The organism is Paraburkholderia sp. GV068, assembly GCF_003058125.1.
In the GTDB taxonomy this organism is placed as follows: domain Bacteria; phylum Pseudomonadota; class Gammaproteobacteria; order Burkholderiales; family Burkholderiaceae; genus Paraburkholderia; species Paraburkholderia graminis.
In genome coordinates this window covers 149,572-165,571 of the sequence record NZ_QBUB01000013.1, presented here as the reverse complement: position 1 = coordinate 165,571, position 16,000 = coordinate 149,572, and the positions used below count along the sequence as shown (strand labels likewise).

General features: G+C 62.8%; 15 protein-coding genes. 7 read left to right on the top strand and 8 right to left on the bottom strand.

The features are described from left to right. Positions 1–28: 28 nt before the first annotated feature. The 3 genes from rlmH to rng all read left to right on the top strand — a co-directional run bounded on the left by rlmH (position 29) and on the right by rng (position 2,798). On the top strand, positions 29–499 hold the full coding sequence (rlmH, locus tag C8K18_RS24580; RefSeq protein WP_006048255.1) for a 23S rRNA (pseudouridine(1915)-N(3))-methyltransferase RlmH: 471 nt from the start codon (positions 29–31) through the stop codon (positions 497–499). A gap of 190 nt (positions 500–689) precedes the next feature. Further along, positions 690–1,319, top strand: a complete 630-nt coding sequence (locus C8K18_RS24575; protein ID WP_029969840.1) for a nucleoside triphosphate pyrophosphatase — start codon at positions 690–692, stop codon at positions 1,317–1,319. 9 nt (positions 1,320–1,328) lie between these two features. Continuing rightward, entirely contained in the window at positions 1,329–2,798 is a 1,470-nt protein-coding gene (rng, locus tag C8K18_RS24570; RefSeq protein WP_029969842.1) for a ribonuclease G, read from the top strand. 122 nt (positions 2,799–2,920) lie between these two features. Here the strand turns inward: rng and C8K18_RS24565 are convergent, their stop codons facing one another. Then, positions 2,921–3,625 (bottom strand): GntR family transcriptional regulator, encoded by a 705-nt coding sequence (locus tag C8K18_RS24565; protein ID WP_006048258.1) that lies wholly within the window; start codon positions 3,623–3,625, stop codon positions 2,921–2,923. A gap of 217 nt (positions 3,626–3,842) precedes the next feature. Between C8K18_RS24565 and C8K18_RS24560 the strand changes: the two genes are divergently transcribed. Together C8K18_RS24560 and C8K18_RS24555 are read left to right on the top strand one after the other, a co-directional pair. Continuing rightward, complete coding sequence (locus C8K18_RS24560; protein ID WP_107710307.1) at positions 3,843–5,117, top strand: glucarate dehydratase family protein; 1,275 nt, start codon at positions 3,843–3,845, stop codon at positions 5,115–5,117. A 79-nt stretch (positions 5,118–5,196) separates the two neighbouring features. After that, entirely contained in the window at positions 5,197–6,486 is a 1,290-nt protein-coding gene (locus C8K18_RS24555) for an MFS transporter (RefSeq protein ID WP_006048260.1), read from the top strand. Positions 6,487–6,626: 140 nt separating this feature from the next. Here the strand turns inward: C8K18_RS24555 and C8K18_RS24550 are convergent, their stop codons facing one another. Next, complete coding sequence (locus C8K18_RS24550; protein WP_107710163.1) at positions 6,627–7,385, bottom strand: SDR family NAD(P)-dependent oxidoreductase; 759 nt, start codon at positions 7,383–7,385, stop codon at positions 6,627–6,629. A 96-nt stretch (positions 7,386–7,481) separates the two neighbouring features. Here C8K18_RS24550 and C8K18_RS24545 point away from each other — a divergent pair, with 96 nt between their 5' ends. Both C8K18_RS24545 and C8K18_RS24535 read left to right on the top strand, forming a co-directional pair. After that, on the top strand, positions 7,482–8,396 hold the full coding sequence (locus tag C8K18_RS24545; RefSeq protein WP_006048263.1) for a LysR family transcriptional regulator: 915 nt from the start codon (positions 7,482–7,484) through the stop codon (positions 8,394–8,396). 203 nt (positions 8,397–8,599) lie between these two features. Further along, positions 8,600–8,917 (top strand): hypothetical protein, encoded by a 318-nt coding sequence (locus tag C8K18_RS24535; protein ID WP_006048264.1) that lies wholly within the window; start codon positions 8,600–8,602, stop codon positions 8,915–8,917. A 1,012-nt stretch (positions 8,918–9,929) separates the two neighbouring features. Here the strand turns inward: C8K18_RS24535 and C8K18_RS24525 are convergent. The 6 genes from C8K18_RS24525 to oxlT all read right to left on the bottom strand — a co-directional run bounded on the left by C8K18_RS24525 (position 9,930) and on the right by oxlT (position 15,990). Then, positions 9,930–10,517, bottom strand: a complete 588-nt coding sequence (locus tag C8K18_RS24525) for a cytochrome c (protein ID WP_107710164.1) — start codon at positions 10,515–10,517, stop codon at positions 9,930–9,932. Between the two features lie 123 nt (positions 10,518–10,640). Further along, complete coding sequence (locus C8K18_RS24520; RefSeq protein WP_107710166.1) at positions 10,641–11,966, bottom strand: amidase; 1,326 nt, start codon at positions 11,964–11,966, stop codon at positions 10,641–10,643. 19 nt (positions 11,967–11,985) lie between these two features. Further along, positions 11,986–12,966 carry an ABC transporter substrate-binding protein gene (locus C8K18_RS24515; protein ID WP_107710168.1) on the bottom strand — a complete coding sequence of 327 codons (981 nt, stop codon included), beginning with the start codon at positions 12,964–12,966 and terminating at the stop codon, positions 11,986–11,988. Positions 12,967–13,009: 43 nt separating this feature from the next. After that, on the bottom strand, positions 13,010–13,867 hold the full coding sequence (locus C8K18_RS24510) for an ABC transporter permease (RefSeq protein ID WP_107710170.1): 858 nt from the start codon (positions 13,865–13,867) through the stop codon (positions 13,010–13,012). Then, entirely contained in the window at positions 13,864–14,640 is a 777-nt protein-coding gene (locus C8K18_RS24505) for an ABC transporter ATP-binding protein (RefSeq protein WP_006048271.1), read from the bottom strand. Before C8K18_RS24505 ends, C8K18_RS24510 begins: the two co-directional genes overlap by 4 nt. 54 nt (positions 14,641–14,694) lie before the next feature. Next, positions 14,695–15,990, bottom strand: a complete 1,296-nt coding sequence (oxlT, locus tag C8K18_RS24500; RefSeq protein ID WP_107710172.1) for an oxalate/formate MFS antiporter — start codon at positions 15,988–15,990, stop codon at positions 14,695–14,697. Positions 15,991–16,000 lie beyond the last annotated feature (10 nt).

Sequence of the window (16,000 nt, the reverse complement as noted above, 5' to 3'; positions counted from 1 at the left end):
ACGTCCGCGAGCAGCGCTCTAAAGCTCGATGAAACTGCACATTCTCGCCGTCGGCCACAAGATGCCGGACTGGATCGCGACGGGCTTCGACGAATACGCGAAACGCATGCCGCCCGAGCTGCGCATCGAACTGCGCGAGATCAAGCCGGAGCAGCGTTCGTCCGCGCGCTCGGCCGAAAGCGTGATGGCCGCCGAGCGCGTGAAGATCGAAGCCGCGCTGCCGAAGAACGCGCGCATTGTCGCGCTCGACGAACGCGGCAAGGACTGGACCACCATGCAGCTTGCGGGCGCCCTGCCCGGCTGGCAGCAGGACGGCCGCGACGTCGCGTTTCTGATCGGCGGCGCTGACGGACTCGACCCCGAACTGAAGGCGCGCGCCGACCTGCTGCTGCGCGTGTCGAGCCTCACGCTGCCTCACGCGATGGTGCGCGTGCTGCTCGCCGAACAGCTTTACCGCGCGTGGACCATCACGCAAAATCACCCCTATCATCGCGTGTGAGCAGACGCGGACGGTGACGCGCCACGTCCCGCGCCGCATCGTATTGCATCACCACTCGGCGCACGCGACGCATTGCTTCAATGGCGTCCGTCCCCGCGCCTTTGCACGCGAGCGCAGCGCGATAACGCCTGTCCGCACTTCGCGCCCGACATCATCGCGCTACCGCTAATCCGTTCCAACGAGACTCGTTATGCCAACGTCCGCTGCCTCGCTGCATCCTTTCGTCTATCTCGCGTCGCAGAGTCCGCGCCGTCAGGAGTTGTTGCAACAGATCGGCGTGCGCTTCGAGTTGCTGCTGCCGCGCCCCGACGAAGATGCCGAAGCGCTCGAAGCCGAACTGCCAGGTGAGCGTGCGCGCGACTATGTGCAGCGCGTGTGCGTGGCTAAAGCGCGCGCCGCGCATGCGCGTCTCGTAGCCGGCGCTCATGCCGCGCGACCGATTCTGGTTGCGGATACAACGGTCACCATCGACGACGCGATTCTCGGCAAACCGCTCGACGCCGACGACGCCGCCGCGATGCTCACGCGCCTCGCGGGCCGCGATCACGAAGTGCTGACCGCGGTTGCCGTCGTCGATGCACAGGGTGAGTTGTTGCCGGCCGCGCTGTCCGTGTCGAAGGTGCGCTTTGCTGCGCTGCACGCGGACGCGATTCGCCGCTACGTGGCGAGCGGCGAACCGCTCGGCAAGGCGGGCGCCTATGGCGTGCAAGGGCGCGCCGCGGAGTTTATCGAGCATATCGACGGGTCCTATTCAGGTATCATGGGTTTGCCGCTTTTTGAAACCGCTGCCCTTCTGCGTGCAGCGCGCATCGACTTCTAGAACAACACCATGAATGAAGAAATCCTGATTAATGTCACGCCGCAGGAAACGCGCGTCGCGCTCGTCCAGCAAGGCGCCGTCCAGGAACTTCACGTCGAACGAACGCTGTCGCGGGGCCGCGTCGGCAACGTCTATCTCGGCAAGGTCGTGCGCGTGTTGCCGGGTATGCAATCGGCGTTTATCGACATCGGTCTCGAACGTGCCGCGTTTTTGCATGTCGCGGATATATGGCATCCGCGCATTGCCGGTGAGCCGCAACATCAAACGCCGCACCAGCCGATCGAAAAGATCGTGTTCGAAGGTCAGACGCTGATGGTCCAGGTGGTGAAGGACCCGATCGGCACGAAGGGCGCGCGGCTTTCCACGCAAGTGAGCATTGCCGGCCGCACGCTCGTGTATCTGCCGCAGGAACCGCATATCGGCATTTCGCAAAAGATCGAGAGCGAAGCCGAGCGCGAAGCGGTGCGCGCGCGTCTGACCGCCGTGCTGCCCGCCGATGAGAAAGGCGGCTACATCGTTCGCACCATTGCCGAAGATGCGACGAGCGAAGAGCTTGCCGCGGACGTCGCGTATCTGCGCAAGACGTGGGCGACGATTCTGTCGCAAGGTCAGCGCATGCCGCCGACCAGTTTGCTCTATCAGGATCTGAATCTCGCGCAACGCGTGCTGCGCGATTTCGTCAACGACGAGACGTCGCGCATCCAGGTCGATTCGCGCGAGACGTATCAGATGCTGGCCGATTTCGCTGCCGAATTCACGCCTGCCGTGTCCTCGAAACTGCACCACTACACGGGCGAGCGGCCGCTCTTCGATCTGTACAACATCGAGGCGGAAATTCAGCGCGCGCTATCGCGCCGTGTCGACCTGAAGTCGGGCGGCTACCTGGTGATCGACCAGACCGAGGCGATGACCACCATCGACGTGAATACGGGCGGCTACGTCGGCGCGCGCAATTTCGACGACACGATCTTCAAGACCAACCTCGAAGCGGCGCATACCATTGCGCGCCAATTGCGGCTGCGCAATCTGGGCGGCGTGATCATCATCGACTTCATCGACATGGAAAACGTCGAGCATCGCGACCAGGTGCTGAGCGAGCTGAAGCGAGCGTTGTCGCGCGACCGTACGCGCGTGACCGTGAACGGTTTTTCGCAACTTGGGCTCGTTGAGATGACGCGCAAGCGCACACGCGAGTCGCTCGCGCATGTGCTGTGCGAACCCTGCCCCGTTTGCCAGGGCAAGGGCCAGGTGAAGACGCCGCGCACGGTCTGCTACGACGTGCTGCGCGAGATTTTGCGCGAGTCGCGGCAGTTCAATCCGCGCGAGTTTCGCGTGGTGGCGTCGCAGCAGGTGATCGATCTTTTCCTCGAGGAAGAGTCGCAGCATCTGGCGATGCTGATCGACTTTATCGGCAAGCCGGTGTCGTTGCAGGTGGAGTCGAATCTGAGTCAGGAGCAGTACGATATCGTGCTGATGTAGCTCCACCTACGGCCGAGGCGTTCCGCGCAGACATCGAAAAACTGCGCGCACTGCGGCCAGCGCAGCAGTTCCAGCAAGGCTGCCCGCTCGCGAGCCTTCACACAGACACACTGTGCCGCGTTTCAATCGTCGGTCAGAAAGTCCGGATGACTGGTGCGAATCTGCTCGATCTGATGCAGGGTTCCCGACAGATGCCCGCGCAGCGCCGCCTGCGCCGCGGTCGCGTCGCCGCGTTCGATAGCATCGACAATTTCTGTGTGCTCCTGCACCACCGCCATCGTCTTGCCCTCGACGGGCAAATGCAAACGACGCAACCGGTCGATATGGCCGCTCAGCCTGCGCACCAGGTCCCACAACTGCGGCACGCCCGCGGCCTCGTACATCTGACGATGAAACGTCTGGTCGAATAACGCGAACCGCTCGTAGTTGTTCAGGTCCAGTAGTTCGGTTTGCCTCGCGATGGTGGCGCGCAACGCCGCGATAAGCGCGGCATCGTGCTGCTCGGCGAGGGTCCGCACCACTTCCAGTTCTATCGAACGGCGCAGGAAATGCGCCTGCAACGCGGAGCTCACGTTGATCTGACTGACGACGGTCGCGTGCTGGGGAAAGATGTCGACGAGGCCTTCTTCACCGAGCTTCATCAGCGCGTCGCGCACCGGCGTCTGGCTCAAACCATAGCGGTTTGCGAGCTCAGCGCGCGAGAGCACCGTGCCCGGTGTCAGTTCGAGTGAAAGGATCATTTCGCGCAGTCGTTCGAATACTTGCGGCGCGGCATGGCGGGACCGGTCGAGCCGGGTCACCACGGAAGAGCTGGCGTTGTTTTTCATGGCAAACCGAAGCGCTAAAAGCGGGAAAGCGGGCGCAGCCGGCAAAGGACACTGGCTAAGACATTAGTACTATAGCCGACGCCCGCCCCTTCCAGTAAGGCCTCGGCGCGTTGCCGCGCCGGCCGCGCCTGAGTAGTTACCCTACTGACGCACTAATACATTAGTGCTTTACCATCGCGTCACCTTGTTCGCTTTCTTCATTGAAGACCTTCACGCCATGACTCGCGACATCACCATCACGCAGGTTCGAATCACTCCGATCGCCTTTCGCGACGGCCCGCTGCTGAACGCCGCCGGGATTCACGAACCTTGGGCGTTGCGCGCCATTCTGGAACTGGAAACGAGCGACGGCCGCGTCGGCATCTCCGAAACTTACGGCGACGAGCCCATGCTGCGCGTGCTCGAAGAGGCCAGGGCGCTCGTGACTGGCCTCTCGCCGTTCGACCTGAACCGCCTGGAAGAACGCGTGCGAGGCGCGATCAAGGCGAGTCCCGGCGCGGTTGAGTTCGAACTGGCGCCCGGCTCCCATTCGGCGAAAAACGCGCCAAAAGTAATCAGCGCGCTCGAAGTCGCCATGCTCGACCTGCAAGGGCAGATTGTCGGCGCGCCGGTCGTGGATCTGCTGGGAGGCAAGGTTCGCGATGCCGTCCCGTACAGCGCCTACCTCTTCTTCAAGTACGCGGAGCACGTCGATAAACCCTATGCGCCCGACGCCTGGGGCGAAGGCCTGAGCCCGGAGCAGATCGTCGCGCAGGCGCGCCGCATGATCGGCCTGTACGGTTTTCAGAGCATCAAGCTGAAGGGCGGCGTATTCGAGCCGAAGCACGAAATAGCATGCATGCGCGCGCTGCACGACGCGTTCCCCGGCATGCCGCTGCGGCTCGACCCGAATGCGAACTGGACGCTCGAAACGAGCATCGCGGCCGCGCCTGAACTCGACGACCTGCTCGAGTATTACGAAGATCCGTGCCCCGGCCTCGCCGGCATGGCGGAACTCGCCAGGCACACGCGCCTGCCGCTCGCGACCAACATGGTGATCACGACCATGGAAGATTTCCGGCGCGGCGCCGAAATGGGCTCGGTCAAGGTGCTGCTGTCGGACCATCACTACTGGGGCGGGCTGCGCGCAACACAGACGCTCGCGCGCATGTGCAAGCTGTGGGATCTCGGCATGTCGATGCACTCGAACTCGCATCTCGGCATCAGCCTGATGGCGATGACGCATGTCGCCGCAAGCATCCCGAACCTGACCTACGCGTGCGATACGCACTATCCGTGGCAGGAAGAAGAAGTCATCAAGGGCGGCCGCGTGAAGTTCGATAACGGCACGGTCCACGTACCGGACACGCCGGGCCTTGGCGTCGAACTCGACCGCGAGCGGCTCGCGGAGTTGCACGCGCAGTACCTGTCGTGCGGCGTGCGCAATCGCGACGACCTGGCGCAGATGCGAAAGTACGACCCGGCCTTTAGCGGCAAGAACCCGCGCTTTTAAAGGACCGTTCGCACCGTGCGTTATGCGGCTTTCCCGACCGCGCGCCGGCGCAACCATCCTCAAGACCTCCGGAGACACAATGAAAATAATGGAAGCCCAAGCCGCCGGCGCGCAAAGCGCGGTCGGCCGCTATAGATGGACGATCTGCGCGCTGATCTTCTTTGCGACGACGATCAACTACATGGATCGTCAGATGCTCGGCCTGCTCGCGCCGCTGCTGCAGAAGGACATCGGCTGGAATCAGGTTCAGTATGCGCAGACCGTCATGGTGTTCACTGTCGCCTATGCGGTCGGCCTCGCGATTTTTGGCCGGATCGCGGACCGCTTCAGCACGAAGGCCGTGTACGGCAGCGCAATGGCAATGTGGAGTCTCGCCGCAATGCTGCACGCGGTGGCGTCGAGCGTACCGGGCTTTGCGGCTGTGCGAGGTCTGCTCGGTTTTGGCGAAGCGGCCAACTTTCCGGTCGCGATCCGCACCACGGCCACGTGGTTTCCGAAGAAAGAGCGCGCGTTGGCGACGGGCCTCTGGAACATGGGCGCCACCATCGGCGGAATCGTCGCGCCGGCTTTCGTGCCGATCGCCGCGGTAATGTGGGGCTGGCGCGCGACCTTCATCGCGGGCGGCGCCACGGGTTTCATCTGGCTCGCGGTGTGGCTGTTCGTGTACCGGCAGCCTGCGCAGCATCCGTCGGTGTCGAAGAGCGAACTCGATTACATCAATTCGGACCGCGACGAAGCCGTCGAACAATCGGTCAGTTGGCTTTCCGTGCTGAAGTATCGGGAGACGTGGGCTTTTATCGTCGGCAAGCTGCTGACCGATCCCGTGTGGTGGTTTTATCTGTTCTGGCTGCCCAAGTGGCTCAATGAATCGAGGCACATCGACATCCGCAATCTGGGCTTGCCGCTGATCGCGATCTACACGATGGCGTCGGTCGGCAGCGTGGCCGGCGGGTGGCTCTCGTCGCACCTGATGGCGCGATATAACAAGCCCAACTTTGCGCGCAAGATCTCGATGGGAATCTGCGCGGTGTGCGTCGTGCCGATTGCCACCCTCTCACATTTCCAAAGCCTTTGGTACGCGGTCTTCGCAGTGGGTCTGGCCGCCGCGGCGCACCAGGGATGGTCGGCGAACCTCGTCACGCTGGTAGGTGATGTGTTCCCGCGCCGCCTGGTGGGCACGGTGGTCGGCATCGGCGGCGTCGCGGGCATGGTCGGCTCGTTCTTCTACTCGGGCGTGATCGGCGAGACGCTGCAGCGCACCGGCCAGTATTGGGCGCTCTTCGCGGTTGGCGCATCGGCCTATCTGGTCGCGCTCGGCATCATCCATCTGCTCATGCCACGCATGGCGCCGGTGAAATTGCGCGATTGAAAAACCCTTTGCAGTAAAACGCGGAGCCTGTGCGGCATGTCGATTCCCGCACTGGTTCCGTTTCGCGACTGGTCAGCAAGCGGCGCGCATATCGAGCGTGCGCGCCGTCGCCTGAATGAATGAGTGAATGAATGGCAGCGTCAGATCGCGAGCCCGCCTGACACCTCGATGCGTTGAGCGTTGATCCAGCGATTGTCCTCCGACAGAAGCGAGGCAATCATCGGGCCGATGTCGTCGGGCACGCCGGGGCGGCCGAGCGCGGTCATCTCCCCGATGCGCCGGTTCATCTCCGGGTTGTCGCGCACGATGCCGCCGCTGAAGTCCGTCTCGACAGCGCCCGGCGCGACCACATTGACCGCGATGCGGCGCGGCCCGAGTTCCTTCGCCAGATACCTGGTCAGCGTTTCGACGGCGGCCTTCATCGAACCGTAGGGCCCGCTCTCCGGTACGATGATGCGCGTGAGTCCGCTCGAAACGTTGACGATTCTGCCTCCATCGCGAATCAGCGGCAGCAGCTTCTGCGTCAGAAAGAACACGCCCTTGAAGTGGATGTTGTAGAGTGCGTCCAGCTCGGCTTCAGTCGTGTTTTCGATGCGGTTATGATGCGAGTTCCCTGCATTGTTGACGAGGTAGTCGAAGCGGTCGGCGCCCCATTCCCTCAGCGTGTCGCGCAGCGTCGTGACGAATGCATCGAACGCACTGGCGTCGCCGGTATCGAGCTTCAAGGCCGCCGATCTGCTCCCCGTGGCGCGGGCTTTGGCGAGCACTTCGTCGGCGGCCGCGCGATTCACGTGATACGTAAAGACAGTGTCGATGCTGCGCTCCGCGAGCCTCAGCACCGTGTTGCGGCCTAGGCCCCGGCTGCCGCCGGTGACGATTGCGATCTTACTTGCTGGCATGGCGATTCCTCCATTGAACATGCGTCGATCGTAATGACCGGCATGCCGGACGATAAGCCTGCGCACACCGCACGGGCTGTGCGGAATAGACGAACAATGACCATTGCACCGAACATCAAGGATTTGACGGCGTTCGTCGCCGTGATAGAAGCTGGCGGTTTCCGCGACGCTGCGCGCGCAATCGGCAGCAGTCCGTCCGCCGTCAGCGAAGCGGTGCGCCGCCTCGAAACGCGCACCGGCGTGCGGCTGCTGCATCGCACGACGCGCAGCGTCGCTGCGACTGAAGCGGGCACGCGCCTGCTGTCGCAGCTCAAGCCCGCACTCGACGGACTGGAAGCGGCGCTCGACGTGGTCAATCAATTCCGCGACAAGCCGTTCGGCAAGCTCAAGCTGAACGTGCCGGTGGTCGCCGCGCGGCTCATCCTGCCGCGGATACTGCCGGCGTTCCTGTCGATGTATCCGGAGATCGAACTGGAAGTCGTCGCTGACGACAGCTTCGTCGATCTGTTGTCCGCAGGCTGCGACGCGGGCATCCGGTACGGTGAAAGCCTCCAGCAGGACATGATCGCGGTGCCTATCGGCCCGCGCGAGCAGCGCATGGCGCTCGGCGCCTCACCGGCGTATCTGGCACGGCACGGACGGCCCGAACATCCCGACGATCTTGTGCGGCATGCCTGTCTGCGGCACCGCTTCTCAAGCGGCGCAATAGCCGAATGGCTCTTCGAACGCGACGGCAAAACCGTGCGGATCGAGCCGCAGGGGCCGTTGATCGTGCGCACGGGGAGCTCCGCAGAACTGTCGGTCGACGTCGCGCTCGCGGGCAACGGCATCGTGCAGTTATTCGACGACTGGCTCCGTCCGCACTTTGAAAGCGGCGCCCTCGAACCGGTGTTGGAGCCGTGGTGGTTGCGCTTTCCCGGGCCCTATCTTTACTATCCGGGACGCCGCTACCTGCCCGCGCCGCTGCGCGCGTTCGTCGACTTCGTCAAGGCCGAATGCGAGCGCGCATGAATGTAGTTGATGGTTCGATGAGCCGCGAACGCGGCGACCGAATCGGGCTCGCCATATCGCCCGAGATATTGCGGAGATGCGCAGGTCGCATCTAAAACTGAACAGTACGATATCGTGCTGATGTAGCTCCGCCCGACCAATAGTTCGCGATTTCCGAAGCCAACAGGACTACACTTGAGGTACTGAATTCCGGGAGCAGCGCAATGGACGACTCTACCTCTCGAGGCACCTTTCGCGGTCTCCCATTGACTCCCGAGCAGGACGCGGAAGTCAGGCACTATATAAAGACGAAAAGCCGGCGAGGCGAGCCGTGGGACACGCCGGAGCTGGAGCTTCTACTCAAAGACATGCTTGTGCCGCCGTTAGACGAAGACACAGAAGCCGGCGCGACCGTCGACGAAGTGAGATCCGCCGCCGAACGCGCGACAACCTTTTCCGACGAAACAATGGACCCGATTGAAGCAAGCGAGGAGCGCAATGCCGCTATGGAAGCGGAGGGAATGAAAGGCCCGAGGCACTGATCCTGGCTCACGCCGGTAATGCGCGTGGCAATTAAATTGGTGAATCGACAGATACCTGCATATCTGCACGCGTCGAGTCGAACACTGTGAAAGTCTTACATAAAAAAGGAAGTCATCATGAGCAAAGCCCACGACGCGAAAAAGACGGAAAAGAAAGTCGCTACAAAAACGCCGAAGGAAAAGAAAGACGCGAAGAAGCTGAAGAAGGAGGCTTCGAAGCGTCAATAAGTATGACTATGCCAGGAGCACCGCTGAACTCACACTCACGGCGGGTTAAGCGGCGCTCCTGCCAGCATTGGTGCCGCGACGGTAAAAACGGCAGCAGCCGTTACGGTCGCCTGGGCGGTGTACTGCCACTCTGCGAGCCCCGATTGTAGGGCTGTGGTTGGGACGATCGGCCGTCCGCTCCTTCGTCCTTGCGCGTGCTGTTATCGGCGGCATTATTCTTTTTGTTTGGCGCAGCAGTCGGGGCCGTGCGGTTCAAGGTTTGCAGTTGCAGCAGCTTCAAGAGGCGGTCGTCCGCGTGCGCAGTGGCCGTAGCGGCCATGCAGCTCGCGACAAGCAGTCCCATCGTCACTCGTGATCTAAGTATCGTAGTCATCGACGTCTCCCATCGAACGGCAATCGCCAGCGTATTCATCAGGAATGCCGCGCATGAACCGCGCCTGCCCGCTGACGACCGTTTGCCAGTTCCGCTTTCCATAGTACTCGCTGATGTAACCGGTGCAGCAGCACCGCGGAAATTCATCGCTTGCTATTAATCACATAGCCGATGCCGCGGACCGTCTGAATAGCATGTGGTCGACATGTGAGGGAAAAAACACGCGGGCATTTTCACGTGCATGTTTTGTTCGTGACAGACATTGCCGTCGTAATCGACGATCTGTCCGCGAGTAACCGGATCGCGCGTCGCCGGGTGCCTCACATCCTGTGCCGCGCAACCAGTCAGGATCACTACGCATTGCAGCGTAATCAGGAAGCGCTTCATTTCGTGTTTGGTAACTCGCGGCTCTTATTGAGCGTGAGCGCCCGACGCAATGCGGGCTGACGGCGCGGCGGTGCCCGAGCTCGACACGCCGTGCACCATCCCGTCATACTGTTCCTTCGATACCCCGCGCTCGGCGTAGATAAACGCCGCCACCTGCCAGAGCGTCTGGTCAGACTGCGTCTTGCCGAACGACGGCATCGCCGTCATGTTGACGCCATGCTTGATGACCCAGAACATCAGCTCCGGCTTATTGCGGCGTTGCGCAGCCAGCAGCGAGGGCGCGGCCGGCTGAATGCCTTGACCCACCGCGCTCAGCGGACGGTCCGGCGCGCCGTGACAGGTCGCACAGTTGGCGTCGTACATGCGCGCACCGGCCCGAACGTTTTCGAGCGACAGTAGATCGCCAGGTGCGATGTCGCGTCCCCCATGCCGGTGCAGAGACGCTTCGTAGGTCGCATGCAGCGTCGCGGCGAGGTACGGATTGTCTTTCGAACTCGCCGATACGTCGTAAATTCCCGAACGGACGAATGCAAGCGCGCCGCCGCCGATCAGCACGAGCAGACCGACGGCGGTGGCAACAATCTTTGCAAGCGTGGAATGAAGAAAACGCATGACGTGTCTGCCGATAAAGGTTCGAAGACCTCTCATTATCGGCAGCGTTGCTTGCCGGACGCCGTCGTCTGTATTACCGATTTGTCATCAAACCAGCGCGACCGGCCTAGGCACTCCGCGTCGTCACGCGCGCCGCTGCGTCACTGCGTCTTCCCAACCCGTGCGCGCCTCGACCCATTCCGCCAACGCCAGCAAGCCGGCGTCATTCTGCGCGGCGCCCACCAGTTGCGCGCCGAGCGGCAAGCCCGACGGCCCAAATCGCATCGGCACCGTCACAGCGGGCACGCCGAGGAAAGTCCACGGCGCGCAGAACGAGGCGTCGCCCGTATAGTCGAGCCCGCGCGGCGGCTCGCCGGTAGCGGGCGCGACCAGCAGCGCGTCGAGCGTCATGGTTTGCGTCAGCCATGCATGAAAGCGCTGCGCCATCGGCACCTGCGCCGCCTTGATCCGCGCGTAGGTGGTGGCCGGCAACTTGCGCCCTTCATCGACGAGACCGCGCATCGCCGGACTCACGAGTTCGGGCGTGCGCTCGACCAGTTCGCCATGTGTGATCGCGGCTTCCACCGCCATCAGTTGCAGCGCATACGCGGGCGTCGCGAAGACTTCCTCCGGCAAATCCACCGCGACGATCTCCGCGCCGTCGCGCGCGAGTTGCGCCGCCAGCACGTCGAGCGCGGCTTGCTGCGCCGGCTCTATCGCGCCGCCTGCCTGCTTCGACAACACGCCGATGCGCCGCTTGCCTGCGCTATGCGCGACGGCGGCCACATGCGACGCGTGCGGGTCCGCGACGTCGACGCCCGCGACGAGCTTCAGCACATACGCCACGTCGGCGACGCGTCGCGCGAACAGTCCAACGTGATCGAGCGACCACGCCAGCGGCAACACCCCGGTTCGCGCAATCGTGCCGTACGTAGGCTTGAATCCGACGATGCCGCAATAAGCCGCCGGCCGGATCACCGAGCCCTGCGTCTGCGTGCCGAGCGCGAGCGGCACGATACCGGCCGCCACCGCCGCCGCCGAACCGCTGGACGATCCGCCCGGCGTGAACGCGCCATTCCACGGATTAACCGTCGGTCCCGGATGGCGCCACGCGAACTCGGTCGTCACCGTCTTGCCGATAACCGTCGCGCCGGCGGCCCGCAAGCGCGCCACCACCCACGCATCGCGCTCGGGACGCCGTCCCTTGTACGCCGCCGAGTTGAATTCGGTCGGCATGTCGGCGGTATCGATGACATCCTTCACCGCGACCGGCACGCCGGCGAGCGGCGCGGTTGCATCGGCGAACGTATCCGGCGGTGCGTCGGGCAGATAACAGAACGCGTGCAACGTCGCCTGCGAATGCCGCGCGGCCTCGTAAGCGTCCGAAACATATTGCGCAGGCGTGGCGTCACCGGCGGCGAGCGCCGCGCGTATTTCGCCGATGGTCGGTGCTTGATTGAATAGGGTCATGAGAGCGTCGGAAAGCAGTTTATTTCGCGGCAAGCGCGGGCTGGATATAACTGTGGACGACGAACGTATCGTACTTCGGCTGCTGCTTCAGATTGCCAAGCGCGATTTGCGTATCCATTGCAACGGCCAGCGCTTTCGGCGTGATGTCGACGCTCTTCGGATACACGCCTTCGGTCAGCATGCGCTTGACGGCCGCATCCACCACGGCCGCATCGAGCGTCGGGAATTCCTTGCGCGCGATCGCCTGCGTTTCCGCCGGATTGCTTTGCATGTAGCGCAGCGCGTTTTGCAGGCCCTTCACGAAGCGTGCGGCCGCATCGGGATCGACGCCGCGCTTCGCCGAAATCGACGAAAACGCGTACTCGCCATAGAGCTTCGGAAAGCCGAGCACGACTTTCATGCCTTTTGCCACGGCCTGGTCGAGGCCCGGCTCATACATCACCGCGATCTTCGACTGCCCGGCCACGAGCGGTCCAATCTCGGAACCGAGCGGCACCTGGATCAGCTTGACGTCGCTCTGCGACATGCCGTTTTCCTTCAGCAGCTTGAAGAACAAAGAGGTGCTGGTGGTCGGCATCTGTCCGGACACGACGACCTGGTCCTTCACGTCCTTGATGCTGTCGAATTTGACGCCGGGCGCGGTGGCAATCCATACCGCCGCGCCGTTCACGACGTTGGCGATGATGTCGACATCGGCGCCCTTCTCCGCGGCGACCGCCGTCCACTCCGGTCCGTGCAGCGAGAAATCGGCGCTGCCCGACAGCACGGCCGAAAGCGCCGCGCTCGGGCTGCCCGCCGTTTGCTTGGTGACGTCGAGTCCTTCCTTCGTGAAGAAGCCGCCGTCGATCGCGACATAGAGCGGCAGATAAAGCATCGACTGGAACGCCTGCGAAATCGTCACTTTTTTGTCGGCGGCAAATGCCGGCGATGAAACGGATGCAACGCTCAGCGTGAAAACCGTGGTCAGCGCGGCGAGCGCTTTTTTTGCTGTGAATGCCATCGTCCTGTCCTGGGATAAAAGTGATTGGACTGCGGGAATGCGTTTAAACCTTCAGCGTGCTCGTATTCGACGCCTGCCGCCAGGGCAGCAACTTGCGCTCGACGAGATCGATCAGGAAGTACAGCACGAAGCCGATCGCCATCAGCACGAAGAGCCCTTCCCATACGGTGTTGAGGTCGTACAGGCTCGACGCGGTGAAGATCATGTGCCCGAGCCCTTTCTCCGACGAAATGAATTCCCCCACCACGGCGCCGACCAGACCGAAGCCGACGTTGATGCGAAACGTGGAGATCACATACGGCAGCGTGAACGGCACCACGACTTTCATGAACACGTCGTTCTTGTCGGCGCCGAGCGTGACGAGCAGCGCCTGCAGATCGGGATCGGCGTCTTTCGCGGCCTCGTAGGCGGCAATCAACGCGACGATCGCAGTCAGCGAAATCGCCAGCGCGACTTTCGATATCAGGCCGGTGCCGAACCACAAGATCACGATGGGCGCGAACGCGATCTTCGGCACGCTATTGATCGCGACGATGAACGGCTCGATCAGCCGCGCGACGAATGGCGAGTACCAGAGCGCGAGCCCGCACACCGAGCCGACCGCGGTGCCGAACACAAAGCCAAGAATGGCTTCGAAGAGCGTATAGCCGGTGTCGACGAACAACTGATAAGAGCGGATGTCGCGCAGCAGCGCGTCGAAAATTTTCGCTGGCGAGCCGACCAGAAAATTCGATACCCAGCCAAGGCGCGCCGCCCCTTCCCAGATCGCGAAGAAAGCGACCACCGCCGCGAGTTGCAGCAGCGAGCGGCCCCAGCCGCTGTCGAGCACGAGCCGCCGCGCGCGTGCGCGAGGCGCGCGCCGCGCCCCAGCGCTTCTATCGATGGAAACGGATTGCGTCATGCCGCCCTCACCTCGGTCTGAATATCCAGTTCGCCGCACAACGCGTGGAAATAGCCCGCGAAGTTCGGATCGCTGCGCGCGCCGATCGGCGAACGCGCGGCAATGTCGATGTCGTAGACCTTCTTCACCTGCGAAGGCCGACCGCCGAGCACGACGACGCGCTTCGACAACGCGACGGCTTCGTCGATATCGTGCGTGACCAGCACCACGGTCTTGTGGAACGTCTCGACCGCTTCCATCAACACGCCCTCCAGATACAGGCGCGTTTGATAGTCGAGCGCGGAGAACGGCTCATCGAGCAGAATGATGTCGGGATCGTTGATCAACGTGCGGATCAACGCCACGCGTTGGCGCATGCCGCCCGACAACATGCGCGGATAAGCGTTCTCGAAGCCGGCAAGGCCATACGTGTTGAGATACTCCATCGCCATTTCATGCGCTTCGGCCGCCGGCATGCCGGAAAGCTCGGGGCCGATCAGCACGTTCTGCAGCACGGTGCGCCACGGCAACAACAAATCGCGCTGCATCATGTAGCCGACCTTGCCGCGCAATCCGTCCACGGCTTGCCCGCGATAGACGATCTCGCCGCTGTCCGCCTCGAGCAGCCCGGCGATCACATTGAACACCGTCGTCTTGCCGCAGCCCGACGGTCCGATGATGCTGACGAAATCGCGTTCGTGGATGTCGAACGTGAGACCGCCGAGTACGTCCACCGAACCCAGTTTGTTCGAAAACGATTTACGGATATTGCGTAACGCGAGTTGAACTGACATGCATGCTCCTCGATCACGATTCATGGTGCGTCGGCAGAAGCCGCGGCCGTCGCGTCACACACCCTGCGGCGCGGCAAGAAAACGGCGGCGCATCGGTTTGAGCACGGCAATCGCGAGCAGCGCGGTCACGATGTCGAGCGTGATCGCCGTCGAGAACACCGGCACCCAGCTTCCCGCGTGTTGATGCATCAGCGCCGCGAGCGGCCCGCCGAAGATCGAGCCGATGCCCTGCGAGATGTACAGCCAGCCGTAGTTCTCGGTGGCATGACGGGTGCCGAAGGTGTCGGTGAGCGTCGACGGGAACAGCGAAAAAATCTCGCCCCAGCCGAAGAACACCACGCCCGACAGCAGCACGAACAGCACCGCGTTATCGCGCGTGAAAAGCCACAGCGCCATCGCGACGCCTTCAAGCGCGAATGCGATGAACATCGTGTTTTCGCGGCCCAGCTTGTCGGACACCCAGCCGAACAGCGGCCGCGTGAGGCCGTTCGTGAAGCGGTCGATGGTCAGCGCGAGCGGCAGCGCCGCCATGCCGAATACAAGCACCTGGGTCACGCCGAAGTCGGCGGCGAAGGTGGCCATTTGCGAGGTGACCATCAGGCCCGATGTGGACATCATCGTCATCATCGCGAACATCAGCCAGAAGACGGGCGTCTTCAGCGTTTGTGACGGACGCAGATTCGCCACCGCCGAAACGCCGGAGCCGGCTGCGCTCGCAGCGACGCTTTCGTGCGAAGGCGGCACGCGCAACCCTTGCGACGCCAGCAAGCCGACCAGCGCGAACGCAATGCCGAACATCCACAACGTGGCGTCGATGCCGCGAGCCTGCAACGACGTCGCAATCGGAAACGTCGTGACGATCGCGCCCATGCCGTAGCCGGCCGCCACGGCGCCCGCCGCGAAGCCGCGCTGCTTCGGGAACCAGCGCACCATCAGACCCACGACGCCAACATAGACGATGCCGGTTCCCAATCCGCCGACCACGCCATACGTCAGGTAAAGCATCGGCGCGCTGTGCACCTGCGAAGCCAGCACCCAGCTCAAACCCGACATGACCGTGCCGATGGAGATCAGCACACGCGGACCGAAGCGGTCGATCAGCTTGCCCTGGAACGGCGAGAAGAAAGTTTGCAGAATGATCAGCAGCGAGAACGTCACCTGCAGTTCGGGCAGCGCAACGCCCAGCTTCGCGGCGAGCGGTTTGGTCATCAGCGTCCAGACGTATTGCGGGCTCGAGATCGCCATCATGCAGACGAGACCGAGTCCAAGCTGTAGCCAGCGGTTGTGCGCGGCGGACGTCGAGACGTCCCCTATTTCCGCGGATGTCATGGGTTGAGAGCGTGTGTTCATCGTGACTCCG

Excerpts from the sequence above, each read along its gene's own strand:
- C8K18_RS24525 (WP_107710164.1), bottom strand. The coding sequence starts at position 10,517 with ATGCGTTTTCTTCATTCCACGCTTGCAAAGATTGTTGCCACCGCCGTC.
- C8K18_RS24550 (WP_107710163.1), bottom strand. The coding sequence starts at position 7,385 with ATGCCAGCAAGTAAGATCGCAATCGTCACCGGCGGCAGCCGGGGCCTA.
- C8K18_RS24510 (WP_107710170.1), bottom strand. The coding sequence starts at position 13,867 with ATGACGCAATCCGTTTCCATCGATAGAAGCGCTGGGGCGCGGCGCGCG.
- rlmH (WP_006048255.1), top strand. The coding sequence starts at position 29 with ATGAAACTGCACATTCTCGCCGTCGGCCACAAGATGCCGGACTGGATC.
- C8K18_RS24545 (WP_006048263.1), top strand. The coding sequence starts at position 7,482 with ATGACCATTGCACCGAACATCAAGGATTTGACGGCGTTCGTCGCCGTG.
- oxlT (WP_107710172.1), bottom strand. The coding sequence starts at position 15,990 with ATGAACACACGCTCTCAACCCATGACATCCGCGGAAATAGGGGACGTC.
- C8K18_RS24565 (WP_006048258.1), bottom strand. The coding sequence starts at position 3,625 with ATGAAAAACAACGCCAGCTCTTCCGTGGTGACCCGGCTCGACCGGTCC.
- C8K18_RS24520 (WP_107710166.1), bottom strand. The coding sequence starts at position 11,966 with ATGACCCTATTCAATCAAGCACCGACCATCGGCGAAATACGCGCGGCG.
- rng (WP_029969842.1), top strand. The coding sequence starts at position 1,329 with ATGAATGAAGAAATCCTGATTAATGTCACGCCGCAGGAAACGCGCGTC.
- C8K18_RS24505 (WP_006048271.1), bottom strand. The coding sequence starts at position 14,640 with ATGTCAGTTCAACTCGCGTTACGCAATATCCGTAAATCGTTTTCGAAC.
- C8K18_RS24560 (WP_107710307.1), top strand. The coding sequence starts at position 3,843 with ATGACTCGCGACATCACCATCACGCAGGTTCGAATCACTCCGATCGCC.
- C8K18_RS24515 (WP_107710168.1), bottom strand. The coding sequence starts at position 12,966 with ATGGCATTCACAGCAAAAAAAGCGCTCGCCGCGCTGACCACGGTTTTC.
- C8K18_RS24575 (WP_029969840.1), top strand. The coding sequence starts at position 690 with ATGCCAACGTCCGCTGCCTCGCTGCATCCTTTCGTCTATCTCGCGTCG.
- C8K18_RS24535 (WP_006048264.1), top strand. The coding sequence starts at position 8,600 with ATGGACGACTCTACCTCTCGAGGCACCTTTCGCGGTCTCCCATTGACT.
- C8K18_RS24555 (WP_006048260.1), top strand. The coding sequence starts at position 5,197 with ATGAAAATAATGGAAGCCCAAGCCGCCGGCGCGCAAAGCGCGGTCGGC.